The sequence below is a fragment of the Pseudomonas sp. WS 5503 genome, from assembly GCF_012985385.1.
GTDB classification, from domain to species: domain Bacteria; phylum Pseudomonadota; class Gammaproteobacteria; order Pseudomonadales; family Pseudomonadaceae; genus Aquipseudomonas; species Aquipseudomonas paracarnis.
In genome coordinates this window covers 324,681-338,894 of sequence record NZ_JAAQWI010000005.1, presented here as the reverse complement: position 1 = coordinate 338,894, position 14,214 = coordinate 324,681, and the positions used below count along the sequence as shown (strand labels likewise).

General features: G+C 59.5%; 9 protein-coding genes. 5 read left to right on the top strand and 4 right to left on the bottom strand.

Annotated elements, in window-relative coordinates; translation table 11 throughout:
* Nucleotides 1-6: 6 nt before the first annotated feature.
* From HBO10_RS15695 to HBO10_RS15680, 4 genes are all read right to left on the bottom strand, one after another.
* Complete coding sequence (locus HBO10_RS15695; protein WP_178112611.1) at nucleotides 7-3,948, bottom strand: membrane-targeted effector domain-containing toxin; 3,942 nt, start codon at nucleotides 3,946-3,948, stop codon at nucleotides 7-9.
* A 402-nt stretch (nucleotides 3,949-4,350) separates the two neighbouring features.
* The gene (locus tag HBO10_RS15690; RefSeq protein ID WP_034128018.1) at nucleotides 4,351-5,172 is read right to left on the bottom strand and encodes a M23 family metallopeptidase; all 822 of its coding nucleotides are present in this window, start codon (nucleotides 5,170-5,172) and stop codon (nucleotides 4,351-4,353) included.
* A gap of 3 nt (nucleotides 5,173-5,175) precedes the next feature.
* The gene (gene xseA, locus HBO10_RS15685) at nucleotides 5,176-6,555 is read right to left on the bottom strand and encodes an exodeoxyribonuclease VII large subunit (RefSeq protein ID WP_034128017.1); all 1,380 of its coding nucleotides are present in this window, start codon (nucleotides 6,553-6,555) and stop codon (nucleotides 5,176-5,178) included.
* A gap of 10 nt (nucleotides 6,556-6,565) precedes the next feature.
* Nucleotides 6,566-7,456, bottom strand: coding sequence for a LysR family transcriptional regulator (locus HBO10_RS15680; protein ID WP_034128016.1), 891 nt, complete (start codon nucleotides 7,454-7,456; stop codon nucleotides 6,566-6,568).
* A gap of 100 nt (nucleotides 7,457-7,556) precedes the next feature.
* Here HBO10_RS15680 and HBO10_RS15675 point away from each other — a divergent pair, with 100 nt between their 5' ends.
* From HBO10_RS15675 to HBO10_RS15655, 5 genes are all read left to right on the top strand, one after another.
* Nucleotides 7,557-8,324 carry a sulfite exporter TauE/SafE family protein gene (locus HBO10_RS15675; protein WP_034128015.1) on the top strand — a complete coding sequence of 256 codons (768 nt, stop codon included), beginning with the start codon at nucleotides 7,557-7,559 and terminating at the stop codon, nucleotides 8,322-8,324.
* Nucleotides 8,325-8,461: 137 nt separating this feature from the next.
* Entirely contained in the window at nucleotides 8,462-9,010 is a 549-nt protein-coding gene (locus tag HBO10_RS15670) for a hypothetical protein (RefSeq protein WP_005791157.1), read from the top strand.
* Nucleotides 9,011-9,281: 271 nt separating this feature from the next.
* Entirely contained in the window at nucleotides 9,282-10,751 is a 1,470-nt protein-coding gene (gene guaB, locus HBO10_RS15665) for an IMP dehydrogenase (RefSeq protein ID WP_034128014.1), read from the top strand.
* A 126-nt stretch (nucleotides 10,752-10,877) separates the two neighbouring features.
* Entirely contained in the window at nucleotides 10,878-12,455 is a 1,578-nt protein-coding gene (gene guaA, locus HBO10_RS15660; protein WP_014719806.1) for a glutamine-hydrolyzing GMP synthase, read from the top strand.
* 307 nt (nucleotides 12,456-12,762) lie between these two features.
* Nucleotides 12,763-13,974 (top strand): site-specific integrase, encoded by a 1,212-nt coding sequence (locus HBO10_RS15655; RefSeq protein ID WP_169922031.1) that lies wholly within the window; start codon nucleotides 12,763-12,765, stop codon nucleotides 13,972-13,974.
* The last annotated feature ends 240 nt before the right edge of the window (nucleotides 13,975-14,214 follow it).

The window sequence follows — 14,214 nt, the reverse complement described above, 5'->3', positions numbered from 1 at the left end:
GATTACTCAAATCACTTTATGGAAGATCTGATAATCCCCTGCCGTAAAGCTATCCGTGACGTTGGCCCCGGGATCCCTTGGGATTGACGGGCCGCTGATGGCAACACTCTTGTTGAATGCTTTGTCCGGGTAAACGCCTATGCCCACCCCTCCAGTGAGTTCCGCCAGACCTGGAACGTTTCGGGCTGTGTTCATATGGGCCCGGCCTACCAAGGCGAGTACTTTTTCGCCCGGCTTGCGTGTTTCCAAGATACGGGTCGCGAAGTAATTGAATTCTTGCAGGCGCGTAATGCCGTTGTCGTTGTCCCCAACGTACTTGTAGAAATCGGGCATATCCGATCGGCGGGTCAAGTAGTGGTGTTCCAAGGGTTTGACGGTGATTCCATTGTCACTGGCAAGTTGAACCAGTTCCGAGAGCGTGGGAGACGCGCCTTGAGGACGGTGGCCACCCATGCCCACATCCATGAGCTGGCCCGCGGCATTGGTTTCGACACCTTCAATATAAAACGTGGTAACCCCCGACTCTTTGAGGGCCTGCATATTCTCTTTGAGCATCTGGAAACTGGCGATTTCGTTATGGCGCTCGCCCAGTACCACCACATCAGTGATTTCGTAGGCCTTACGCAACAGGTCGGCCGGCGAGGTGCCGGGTGCGAGCTCCAGCCGGGACGGGCGCGGCGGCATCTGGCCTTGAGTGAGCATGTTCTTGTAGAAGTTATACAAATCCCGCCTGAACCAATACCTGGCCAGTGGCAGGGTTTTCGGGGTGAAGTCTGCTTCGACCAGCCGCCCTCTGTTGAGGCTGAAATACTCGGCGTCTGGTAACGCTGGTCGGGCAGGGGCCTCGGCGCCTGTCGTCGAAGCTCCCGGTGTCGGCGTGGGGGCTCCACCGGGCAGTTGATTCAGGCGCCATTCACCGTTGCCCGCATGTTGTACAGAGGCGACGATTCTGCTGCTTTTGGGCGCAGTTGCTGGGACGTTCGGGTCGATGATATTGACCCAGCCACTGCGAGCGTGAAAGGCTGAATCGATCTGATAAACCCTGCTCACGCGGGTACTGTCGGTAAATCGGATGAACCACTCGTCGCCAACGTTATAGGTACCGTCACTCCTTAGCGTCCGGCCGTTGATCATATCGCCAGGCCTGGCGTACGCACTCAAGTCGCGCTCGGGAATGACGGCGTCGTTGGGCGTGCGTGAGCCAGCGATAGTGTTGCCGGTGCTGGCTAAGGGTCGTGCCGGCACTGGGCTGACGGGCGCAGGCAGTGCTCTTGGCCCTGGGCGCGGGGTAATCGCGCCTGTCGCCGTCGACGACTTGAATACCGGGCGTAGGGGGGCCGCGCGAACATTGGAGATACCCGCCGCAGACAGGGTGAAATCACTGTAGATCGCCCGTCCCAGGCCGGGTCTTTTGATCAGGTGCGGCAACACTCTGCTGTTGGCGCGCAGTGCGCTGATGCCGGCTTTGCCCAGACGAAAACCCGCAGACACGCCTTTGCCAGCCACTGGTATCAGGTCGGTAAAGATCAATGCCACTTCAATGCCGAACTCGATTTTGTTCTTGAGCGATTGCCGTGCGACCTCCGCACTGCTTACGGACTGGTGGTCCGCTCGGTCGATCGCCATCTGTACGTGTTGCTTGTACAGATGGTCTTGGAAATCACCTTTTATGGGCTCAAGGCGAGTGGCGCCTCCCAGTAGCTTGATCGACGAGACCGCCAGCTCGGGGGACATCAATTTCGTTGGGCTGTACGCAGCTTCTTTAAGCGCTCCCTTGAACTGATCGACCTCATCTTTACTGACGGGTGATTTTCTTTGCGCGATATAGGTTGCCCACTCTTTTTTCTCCAGGAGGGTGTCGAGGGCCTTGTGGTCCGCGACTTCGCGATAAGTAATGCCGTCGGGAGCCTTGGGGGTGTACAGCACCAGCGATGGATCTGTCTGGTTGCCGATCACCATCACGCCCTGCACCGCTAGCCCCCTGTGCAGCAGGCTGTTGGCGACGATGGTTTTCCCATCGACTTGAGGGCGGGTGGCCGGGTCGGGGTGAGTCAGTACCGCATCCGCCCACTGCGCCGCGCGTTTATGGATGTTGTCGCTGGCCAGTTCCGTATAGGCGTCGGGGCTGAGTTCTGCCAGAAACGCCTCTTTGTCCATCGCGTCTGCCAGATGAGCTTTCCACGCTGTGCGCAAGTGCACAGCGCTCCCCGATTGGGCATCTGGGGCCATTTCCTGTTTGAGCAGTTTGGTGTATTCGCCACCGACATCGGCGGTATTGACCAGTGCCTTGAGATCGTCGGTATCCAGGGTAACCGGCTTGCCGCTCAGGTCTCGTACGGGCTTGCCGTGCTTGTCGCGCAGAGGCAAGGTCATTTTCTCATCGGTGTATACACCTCTTTCGACGGCAGGGAAGCCACTGGGATTCTTCAGCGCCAAGTCGGTCAGGGACACCGCGTCTTGTTTCGAATAGAGGGGTTGGCCAGTCCCTCTGCCGCCGTGGATGGCGGTGCGGGTGTGGACCTGCACCATGAGTTGATCCGCATCGATTTCTGCTGCCGGGTATCGCTGCTTGATGGCTGCATTCAGGCGGTCACGGGCGAAGGCGTTCAGCGCGGGGATTTTTTCAAGCAGGGGCGTCAGCGCATCCAGGCTCCGTTCCTGCGCCTTGTCCAAGTGCAAAAACAAGGCTTCTTGAAAGGGGCTTAGATTCTTCAACCATTCGGGTTGGAGTTTGTCGGTCAGTTTGGCGTCCCGGGCCAGCATGGCGTTGGTGCCATCGGTGAGGTACGACCAGTCGGCCGCATTATCGATACCTTCCAATGTGGCACTGTCGAGAAGAGGGTTGACGGTTTTGCCTGGCGCCAATGCTGTGCTCAGGTGGGTATTAATGTCTGCCCGCTGGCGTTTGAGCATCCAGGGGATGGATTGCGCCAACACATCCCCGGCCGATGGCTCGACACTGGACATCAGATCTTTTCCGGTAATGGGGTCGGGCCTGTTTTGCAGAGCGGGGGGCAGGCCTTGCAGGAGCAACTTGGCCTCGACACCGCCCTGGTCCAGGCGGCTGGCCAAAGCCTGGCGTGCCTGGGCCGGGGTTGCGAATTCCTCGAAACCTTCGCTGGGCGTGTACATCACGACGGGGCCATTGTCATCGTTGAGCGCAAGTGCGCGCCCATTCGGCCAGGTGGGCGGCGTAGCATAGGAGCCGTCTTTTCGGGTGATGAGAAAGGCCCCTGGCAGCATCGCGCCATGTTCCGTTTGGTCATCCACAGTGACGGGGTACACCCCTAAGCGATCACCGTCGGTGAAGCGTTTTTCCCGGTCTTGCAGGGTGGGGTAGCGCAACGCGGAGTCGATCAGGTCTTTGCTGGTCGCGCTCAGGGTGCCATCGCTCAGGCGCAGTGAGGCGAGGATCGACAGCTGTTTTTTGTGCAGGAACAACAGTTGCTCTTGCGGCGGCATCTGGAGCGTCGGCTGATTTTCCACCGGCCGCGGTGTGCTCCAGTATTCTTCAAGCGCCTGCGGGTATTGCGTGGCAATGCTGCGAGCAATGGATTGCAGCGTGCCTTCGGTAAAGGCCGGTACCGCCATGTCGGCAATGGTTCGTCGATAAGTGAATTCAGTGCTTATGCCTCGCTCCGGGCGCATCAACGCATTCGGGTTGGCCTGGATGTCGCGGATCATCCTGGCCAGTGCAGCCATCAGGGGCTCTGAAGAGGCCAGTGATTCGCGTCCATCGCCCACTCTGTAGCGATTGAAACTGAACATGTCCGGATTCAGCGGCCTGATCGCGGGGAAGGCCTCCTCAAGTTGCGACTGTACAAAGGCCTTGAAGCCGGGTTGCTGGCTATGCAGGCGTTGCTTGTCTTCGGTCAGCAACGCGTGTTCAGCGGTGAACTGTGTTTCATTGCTGGGTTTGAAATGCTTCACCAACTGCGGGTATCGCATTTTCGCCGGGGTTATACCTGACGAGGCGGGAGTAGGCGGGTCATCGGGGGCGTAATTGGCGGCGGCGGGCAAGGGGGCTGATGCAGGTTGTTGCAGAGTTGCGGGTGGTGTAGGCGGGCTGGTCGGGGGGGTACCGGGTGAGGCGTGAGATGAGGTCAGGAGGTTTTGCGAATGTCGCTCTGACAGTGCTGGGGTAAGTGACATGGAAAGAGTCTCATGGGAATTTGATCTCCAATGCTCAGGTCCTGCTCATTACGTCCGTGTAAATCGCTGGTTGAGTGAGTCTCGGGTGTCGGATGGTTCATCGCAAAAGTGTAAGAAGATCACAATGCATTGCAGCGAACCTCCGGCAGATCAGGCGCCAGCGCAGGAAATCACTGACGCCCCTCACGGCCACGGTATTCAGGGTTGAAACGCGCCGATAAAAATCGCCGGATCTACCCGTGCATCGTTCAGGCTGACGTTCCAGTGCATATGCGGCCCGGTGGCCCGGCCTGTCGAGCCGACTTTGCCGACTACCGCACCGCGCACCAGTGGCTGACCCACCTTCACATCGATCTTCGACATATGGCAGAACATGCTGATAAAGCCCTGGCCATGGTCGACAAACACGGTATTGCCGTTGAAGAAGTAATTGCCGACCAGAATCACCTTGCCATTGGCGGGTGTCTTGATCGGTGTGCCGGCCGGTACGGCGAAATCCAGGCCCGAATGCGGGTTGCGTTCTTCACCGTTGAAGAAGCGGCGCACCCCGAATTTGCTCGAAAGCGGCCCGTTCACCGGTTTATCCAGCACCAGGTTGCTAGGCAGGTTCGGGCTGAAGCTGCGGTAAGCCTTGAGCTGCACTGCCAGTTCGCCTTCGATGCGCTTGAGCTGGGCCGGGTCAGGGTTGACCTGGCTCTTGTTCTTCAAAGTGATGCGCTGTTCCGGATACTTCTTGTAACCGACGATAAACGGCAGGTTGCGCCCACCGCTGCTGATGCGCTCGTTGCCAGGCTTGACCGTTAACGGGATACCGACAATCGCCAGCCAGTTGTCCTGCTCCTTGACCACCAGCACCGGCTTGCCCTGGTAGGTGGCTTTCGGCGCCGTGGCCGAAGGGCCCAGTTCGACGACGGCCACGCCGCCTGGCACCGGTTTGTTCAGGGTTCGCGTGATGTAACTGTCGGCGTGGGCGTTAAATGTGAGGCACAACAGTATCAACAGGCTCAGTAGGCGTGGCATCGATCAATCCAATAATGAAAGGGTGACGGGTGTCAGGTGGTTGTCTTCCACCCGCACTTGCAATTGGCCTTCACCCAGGCGCGCGGTGAGGCGCTGGCCGGTGTGGGTTTGTGCGGCATTGCGAATCGCCTGGCCGCGCTCGTCCAACAGGATGCTGTAGCCGCGGCCCAGGGTCGCCAGCGGGCTGACTACCTGCAATGTCTGCACTTGGCTCTGCAGTTGCAGACGCCGAGCCTTGAGACCTTCACGCATGGCGCGGGGCAGGCGTTCGGCGAGGCTGTTCAGGCGCTGGCGCAAGAGTGCCAGTTGACGGCCGGGGTGCTGGCCGGCGAGGCGGGTTTCCAGGCGGATCAAGCGCTCGCGACGGGTATTGAGGCTACGCTCAAAGGCGCGGCGCAAGCGCATGTCCAGGTCATCCAGGCGCTGGGCCTGCTGGCGCAAGCGCTCGCCCGGGTGACGCAGGCGCCGGGCCATGCCTTCCAGGCGCAGGCGGCTGTGGCTCAGGCGGTTGCGCATCAGCATCACCAGGCGGCGCTGCAGGTTTTCCACTTGACGCACCAGATGGCTGGCGTCGGGAGCCAGCAACTCGGCGGCGGCGGAGGGAGTAGGGGCGCGGACATCCGCCACGAAGTCGCTGATGGACACATCGGTTTCATGACCAACGGCACTGACGATAGGGGTAACGCAGGCATCAATTGCGCGGGCCACCACCTCTTCGTTGAAGCACCACAAGTCTTCCAGGGAGCCACCGCCACGGGCCAGGATCAGCGCGTCGAAACCCCGGGCGTCGGCGAGTTTCAGCGCCCGCACGATCTGCGGGATTGCTTCGCGGCCTTGCACGGCAGTAGGGATCAGGGTCAGTTCAACGTTCGGCGCGCGGCGGCGGAATACGCTGATGATGTCGCGAATTACCGCGCCGGTGGGCGAGCTGATAATACCGATGCGCCGAGGATGCGCCGGCAGCGCCACTTTGCGTTCGGCACTGAACAGGCCTTCGGCGCTCAGCTTTTCCTTCAGTGCGTCGAAGGCCAGGCGTAGCGCACCATCACCGGCCGGCTCCACGGTATCGAGGATCAGTTGGTAATCGCCGCGGCCCTCGAACAACGAGACCTTGCCGCGCACCTTCACCGCCAGGCCATCCTTCAACGCCTGACGTACCCGCGCCGCGTTATTGCGAAACAGCGCGCAACGCACCTGGGCGCCACTGTCCTTGAGCGTGAAATACACATGGCCGGAGGCCGGGCGGGCGAGGTTGGAGATCTCGCCTTCCACCCAGATATTGGTGAACACGTCTTCCAGCAACACCCGCGCGCGGCCGTTGAGTTGGCTGACAGTCAGGACTTCGCGGTCCAGGCCCAAGCGGGCAAAAGGATCTTTAATCATGGGCGGCAGTTTATAGGCATTCGTGCAGGGTTTGACAGAATTGCTCCACCAGCGCGTTCGGCGCTTGCGCGCAGGCCAGGGCTACCGTGCTGTCGCAGTCAGGGTCGGCCAAGGGCAAAAATTGCACGTTGGGCGGGGCGATGTCCTGCATGGATTTTGGTAACAGGGCAATCCCGAAACCGGCCTGGATCAATTGCAACTGCGTGGTCTTGCGCGACATTACCCGCGCCGCCTTGGGGAAAAAACCTGCACGCATGCACAATTCAGCCGACAGATAGCTCAGCCCGCCGCGCTGAGGGTGGGGGATTGAAATAAACGCCTCATCCTTGAGTTGCATTAACTCGACCGCTGCGTTGCCGCGTGCCAAGGGATGACCCGCAGGCACTGCCAGCGCCAACGGCTCGGTGTACCAAGGCACCACGCGCACGCCTTCGCGCTGGCGCAACACCGGCAACCGCAGCAGGCCGACGTCCAGGCGCCCCTCGGCGATTTCCTCCAGTTGGGCTTCGGAGGAGAGTTTGACGATATCCATCGACACACCCGGGCAGCGCTCCAGCCACGTGCTGATGCCTTGCAGTAACGCGCCGCTCATCGGCACGGTGCTCGAATGGCTCAGGCGCAAGGTGCCGAGCTGGCCCTGGCCCACTTGTGTCGCCAGGTCGCTGGCCTTGAGCAACTCACTCAGCAGGTTGCGCGCCCGTGGGTAGAAGGCTTCGCCGGCGGCCGTCAGCCTTGGCTGGCGTGCAGTGCGTTCGAACAGTGGGGTATGCAGTTGAGATTCAAGCTCCTTGATCTGCCGGCTCAAGGCTGATTGCGCCACGAACAGGCGCTCGGCGGCAGCACTGAAGCTACCGCTGTCGGCGATTTCGACGAAATAACGCAGTTGCCGGGTGGAGATCAAGAGTCATGCCTTTTTGAGATGAGTAGTGAGCTTGGAAGATATTAGTCGCAACCCTTGCCGATGGCTAAAGTGAACGGCATCTCAATAGAAGGAATAAGTCATGAGCCCGGTTGAGCTGATGAGCCAGGGGACTTTCGGCGGTATTGATTGGCTGGTGATCGGCCTGGGCGTGACGGTGGCTTATATCGTGTTCGGCGTTGCCGGATTCGGCACGGCGCTGGTGGCGGGGCCGATCCTGATTTTATTCATGCCGCTGTCGAAGATCATCCCGTTGCTGGTGCTTCTGGACTTTGTCGCTGCGTTTGGCGGCCTGCTGCGAACACGGCGCGATGTGAACAAGCCGGAACTGTTGCGGTTGCTGCCCTGCATGGCCATCGGCTGCACCCTGGGCGTGGTGTTTTTGCTCAACCTGCATTCGGACCTGTTGCTGTTATTGATGGGGCTGTTTATCAGCGCCTACGCGATTTACAGCCTGGCGGTGAAAGCAAGGCCGACTCAGTTGACGGCGGGCTGGTCGATTCCCATGGGCACCGTTGGCGGCCTGTTTGGGGCGCTATTCGGCAGTGGCGGCTTCTTATATGCGATTTACCTGAACAGCCGTTTGCCCAAGGACGCTGCGCGGGCTACGCAAAGCGCGCTGATCAGTTGCAGCACGGTCGTGCGTTTGAGTCTGTTCCTGATTGCCGGGGTGTATGCAGATTTGCCGTTATTGATGTTGGCGGTTTGCCTGTTGCCGGCGATGGCCCTGGGGTTGTGGTGTGGGCGCAGGCTGACGATGCGGCTGTCCCGTGAGGCGTTCGTGCGGTTGGTGACCTGGCTGGTATTGGCCAGCGGTATTGCGTTGATCGGACGGTATTTGAGTACTTGACCTGATTTTTTCAGGGATTAAGCTGCCGTCCTCCCGGGCGTCATCGCGGGCAAGCCCGGCTCCCACATTGGAATGCGATCACCTGTGGGAGCCGGGCTTGCCCGCGATGGCGCCAATAGCCACACCGCAGGACTCCCATGAACTCCCAAAGCATCCTTGTCCCGAAAATCTCCACCTTGCCGGTCCACGAACCCCGCGCCCGGGCGATTGTGCGCTGGCTGGTGCGCAAGAACATCATCAAGGAAGAGCTCACCACTTGCGGGCGTACCGGCAACCGCATGGGCTACGCCCTGGCCGATGGTGCCCGCGCGGTGGTGCTGCACCCCGAAGCGCTGCCGTTCAACGAGCCGGTCAATGGCCTGGAGATCATCTACAAGCGTTGCATCTACACGCCGGCCAAGGGGTTCCTCGAAGAAGCTGGCTGCCCGGAGTGCCTAAAGGAAGTCGGCGAGGCGCTGTTTGAAAGCCTGGAAGACTGGATGCCTGGCCACACCGATAACTTCACCTGCCCGCTATGTGGGCATGAAGACGACATCAATGGCTTTCTGTTCCTGCAGGAATGCGGGTTTTCCAACCTGGGATTCATTTTCAACAACTGGGCGGAGGCGGGCTTCAAACAGAGCTTTATCGACGAGTTTGCCGATTGGCTCGATCAAAAAATGAGCTGGGTCAAAGTCGAACTGTAACTTTTTGCCGAACACGATCGTTCCCACGCTCCCGCGTGGGCAACGCCGCATGGGACGCTCCGCGTCCCGTTGTTGTCGGAGATTTTGAATCCTGCCCCAAGGCGACGCGGAGCGTCACCAGAGGCATTCCCACGCGGAGCATGGGAATGATCGGGGCGATGAAATTACCCATCTATCAGTATTACCAAGTTTGTCAGAGTTTTACATTGAGCCCGGCAGGGTGCATGTATATAATGGCGCGCTTCCATTTTCCCGCTCGGGAGCCCCCGCGATGCTGCGTATCAGCCAAGAAGCTCTGACATTCGACGACATTCTCCTAGTGCCCGGTTATTCCGAGGTGCTTCCTAACGAAGTCAGTCTCAAGACCCGCCTAACCCGTGGCATCGAGCTGAATATTCCCCTGGTTTCCGCTGCCATGGACACCGTCACCGAAGCCCGTCTGGCCATTGCCATGGCTCAGGAAGGCGGCATCGGCATCATCCACAAGAACATGACCATCGAGCAGCAAGCTGCCGAAGTGCGCAAGGTCAAGCGTTACGAAGCCGGCGTGGTGAAAGATCCGATCACCATCGAAGCTGACGCCACCGTGCGTGACCTGTTCGAACTCACGCGTATGCACAACATCTCCGGCGTCCCGGTGCTGCACGATGGCGACCTGGTCGGCATCGTCACTTCCCGTGACGTGCGTTTCGAGAACCGTCTTGAAGTCACCGTCCGTGAAGTGATGACGCCTAAAGAGCGCCTCGTCACCGTCAAGGAAGGCGCCGACAAGAACGATGTGCGCGAACTGCTGCACAAGCACCGCATCGAGCGCGTGCTGATCGTCGACGACAAATTCGCCCTCAAAGGCATGATGACCGTCAACGACATCGAAAAAGCCAAGGCTTACCCACTGGCCAGCAAGGATGACCAAGGTCGTCTGCGCGTTGGCGCTGCTGTCGGTACCGGTAAAGACACCGGTGATCGCGTCTCGGCGCTGGTCGCTGCCGGTGTTGACGTGGTAGTGGTCGACACCGCCCACGGCCACTCCAAAGGCGTGATCGACCGCGTGCGTTGGGTCAAGCAGAACTTCCCTGAAGTGCAGGTGATCGGCGGCAACATCGCCACCGGCGCTGCCGCCAAGGCCCTGGCCGAAGCTGGCGCCGATGCAGTCAAGGTCGGTATCGGCCCAGGCTCCATCTGCACCACGCGTATCGTCGCCGGTGTGGGCGTGCCGCAGATCAGCGCCATCGCCAACGTCGCCGCTGCCCTTGAAGGCACTGGCGTACCCTTGATCGCCGACGGTGGCATCCGTTTCTCCGGTGACCTGTCCAAGGCCATCGTAGCCGGTGCCTCCTGCGTGATGATGGGCTCGATGTTCGCCGGTACCGAAGAAGCGCCGGGCGAGATCGAACTGTTCCAGGGCCGTTCGTACAAGGCTTACCGTGGCATGGGTTCGCTGGGCGCCATGTCCCAGGCGCAAGGCTCTTCCGACCGTTATTTCCAGGACTCTTCGGCAGGCGCCGAGAAGCTCGTACCGGAAGGCATCGAAGGCCGTGTGCCGTACAAAGGCACCCTGAGCGCGATCATCCATCAACTGATGGGCGGCCTGCGTTCCTCGATGGGCTACACCGGCAGCGCCAACATCGAAGAAATGCGCACCAAGCCAGAGTTCGTACGGATCACCGGCGCCGGCATGGCTGAATCCCATGTCCACGACGTGCAGATCACCAAGGAAGCGCCAAACTATCGGGTCGGCTGACGCCGACAGCTAAAAGCCACAAGTTATAAGCTGCAAGCGGGGCTGTGTTCGTACAGCTACCGCGCGGCTTCCGATTACTTGCAGCTTGCAGCTTGAAGCTTGCAACTGCTCTTCAGAGTTTCTTTCATGGCCCTCGACATTCACGCCCACCGCATCCTGATCCTCGACTTCGGTTCCCAGTACACCCAGCTGATCGCCCGCCGCGTGCGTGAAATCGGCGTGTACTGCGAACTGCATCCGTTCGACATGGACGATGAAGCGATCCGCGAATTCGCACCCAAAGGCGTCATTCTCGCCGGTGGCCCCGAGTCCGTGCACGAAGCCAATAGCCCGCGCTGCCCGCAAGCGGTATTCGACCTGGGTGTGCCGGTATTCGGCATCTGCTACGGCATGCAGACCATGGCCGAGCAACTGGGCGGCAAGGTAGAAGGCTCCGAGCTGCGTGAATTCGGTTATGCCCGTGTCGACGTGGTCGGCAAGAGCCGCCTGCTGGATGGCATCGAAGACCACATCGACGCCGACGGCCTGTTCGGCCTCGACGTGTGGATGAGCCACGGTGACAAGGTCACCAAGATGCCGGAAGACTTCCACATCCTGGCCAGCACCCCGAGCTGCCCGATTGCCGGCATGTTCAGCGATGAGCGTCGCTACTACGGGGTGCAGTTCCACCCGGAAGTGACCCATACCAAGCAAGGCGGGCGCATCCTGTCGCGTTTCATCCTCGACATCTGCGAGTGTGAAGCCCTGTGGACCCCGTCGAAAATTGCTGAAGACGCCATCGCCCAAGTGCGCGCCCAGGTCGGCACTGACAACGTATTGCTTGGCCTGTCCGGCGGCGTTGACTCCTCGGTTGTGGCCGCCTTGCTGCACAAGGCCATTGGCGACCAGCTGACCTGCGTATTCGTCGACAACGGCCTGCTGCGCCTGCACGAAGGTGAGCAAGTGATGGCCATGTTCGCCGAGAACATGGGCGTCAAGGTGATCCGCGCCAACGCTGAGGACCAGTTCCTCAACAACCTGGCCGGCGAGTCCGACCCGGAGAAGAAGCGCAAGATCATTGGTCGCACCTTCATCGACGTGTTCGATGCCGAGTCCAACAAACTGGACAACATCAAATACCTCGCCCAGGGCACCATCTACCCCGACGTGATCGAGTCGGCCGGCGCCAAGAGCGGCAAGGCCCACGTGATCAAGTCCCACCACAACGTGGGCGGCCTGCCTGAGGAGATGAACCTCAAGCTGGTAGAACCGCTGCGCGAACTGTTCAAGGACGAAGTCCGCCGTCTGGGCCTGGAACTGGGCCTGCCGTACGACATGGTCTACCGCCACCCATTCCCAGGCCCTGGCCTGGGCGTGCGTATCCTGGGTGAAGTGAAGAAGGAATACGCCGACCTGCTGCGTCGCGCCGACCACATCTTCATCGAAGAACTGCGCAAGGCCGACTGGTACCACAAGGTCAGCCAGGCGTTCGTGGTGTTCCAGCCGGTGAAATCGGTTGGCGTTGTAGGCGATGGTCGTCGTTACGCATGGGTTGTTGCGTTGCGTGCCGTAGAGACGATCGACTTCATGACAGCGCGTTGGGCACACCTGCCTTACGAACTGCTGGAGACGGTCAGCGGCCGGATTATCAACGAGATCGAAGGTATTTCCCGCGTGACTTATGACGTGTCGAGCAAGCCGCCGGCGACGATTGAGTGGGAATGATCCCACGTCAGGCATTGTCCTGCACGATCTAGCAAAAAATGCCCTAGAGCCCGCGTAATTGCGGGCTTTTGAGTTTTTGGGTCTGGCAAATACAGGTAGCGTTTTGCATCGCCAAGCACGGTGTTTATGTGGCATGGTACGGGGTACTGACTGTATCCAATGCCATGCATGACGCTCAATACCATGCCCTTTGCCTCAGGGTTGGCATGGTATCGAGCTAGCCTAAAGGCCCGGTTTTACTGGGGATGGCCCCAATTTTTCCGCGCTTTTCAGGGCATGGTATTTTTTCGTAGAAATAGTGGACGCCATGCTCACCGATACCAAGCTTCGAAATCTCAAGCCCCAGGACAAGCTTTACAAGGTTATTGACCGTGACGGCTTGTACGTAGCCGTCACTAAAGCTGGCTCGATCTCCTTTCGCTACAACTACTCCATCAATGGCCGGCAGGAGACCATCACCTTCGGTCGTTATGGCTCAGGCGGGATCACTCTGGCAGAGGCTCGCGAACGGCTAGGGGAGGCGAAGAAGATGGTCGCCGCTGGCAAGTCTCCAGCTAAGGAAAAAGCACGTGCGAAGGCCCGCACGAAGGGCGCTGAGACTTTTGATGCTTGGGCTGAAAAATGGCTACGCGGCTACCAGATGGCGGACTCGACACGAGACATGCGCCGATCAGTCTATGAGCGCGAGTTGAAGCTGAAGTTTGGCAATCAGAAGCTGGTAGAAATAAACCATGAGGACCTGCGAGCGTTGACTGACGCGATAGTAGAGCGGGGTGCGCCTGCAACCGCCGTCCACTCGCGTGAGATCGTGCTGCAGGTTTTCCGTTGGGCCATTGAGCGTGGTCAGAAGGTTGAAAACCCAGCGGATCTAGTAAGGTCTGCCAGCATTGCTAAATTCGAGCCACGCGACCGAGCATTGACGCCTGATGAAATTGCGCTGATGTACCAGTACATGGACCGGATCGGGACAGCGACATCGGTTCGTGCCGCAGCTAAACTCCTGCTGCTCACGATGGTGCGTAAAAGCGAATTAACCAACGCGACATGGAGCGAGATCAACTTCAGTGAGGCGCTGTGGACAATCCCCAAAGAGCGGATGAAGCGCCGAAACCCTCATTTGGTGTTTCTGTCCCGGCAGGCATTAGATTTCTTCATTGCGTTGAAGACCTTGGCCGGAGGTTCTGAGTACATCCTGCCGTCACGCTACGACTCCGATTTGCCAATGAGTGCCGCCACGATCAACCAGGTACTGACACTCACCTATCGCCTTGCCCAAAAGGAAGGGGTGCCACTAGGCAAGTTCGGTCCCCACGACCTGCGACGCACGGCCAGCACGCTGTTGCACGAGGCGGGCTACAATTCCGATTGGATCGAGAAGTGTCTTGCGCACGAGCAGAAAGGCGTGCGCGCCGTTTACAACAAGGCCGAATACCGGGATCAGCGTCGTGCGATGTTGCAGGATTGGGCCGATATGATTGATGAGTGGACGCTCAAGAAACCTCGGAAAATAAATGGGTAGCTCATGGCTGTCACTCGTTTTAGCTAATCGCTTGATGGGGAACTGCCCAGCATTAGACATGGTTTTCGTCGGTGCTGGACAACCGCTTACATCGCCATGAGCAGTCGCACGCATGGTTAAGGGGCGAAAGCAGCCATCCATATCCGGCAGCCAACGGCCAGAAGCAGGCATGCCGTTGAGCTCATCGGAGGCTCGTATGAGGCGCGGTGCTAGCCGGTATGACTCTTCAAAAAATGCCAT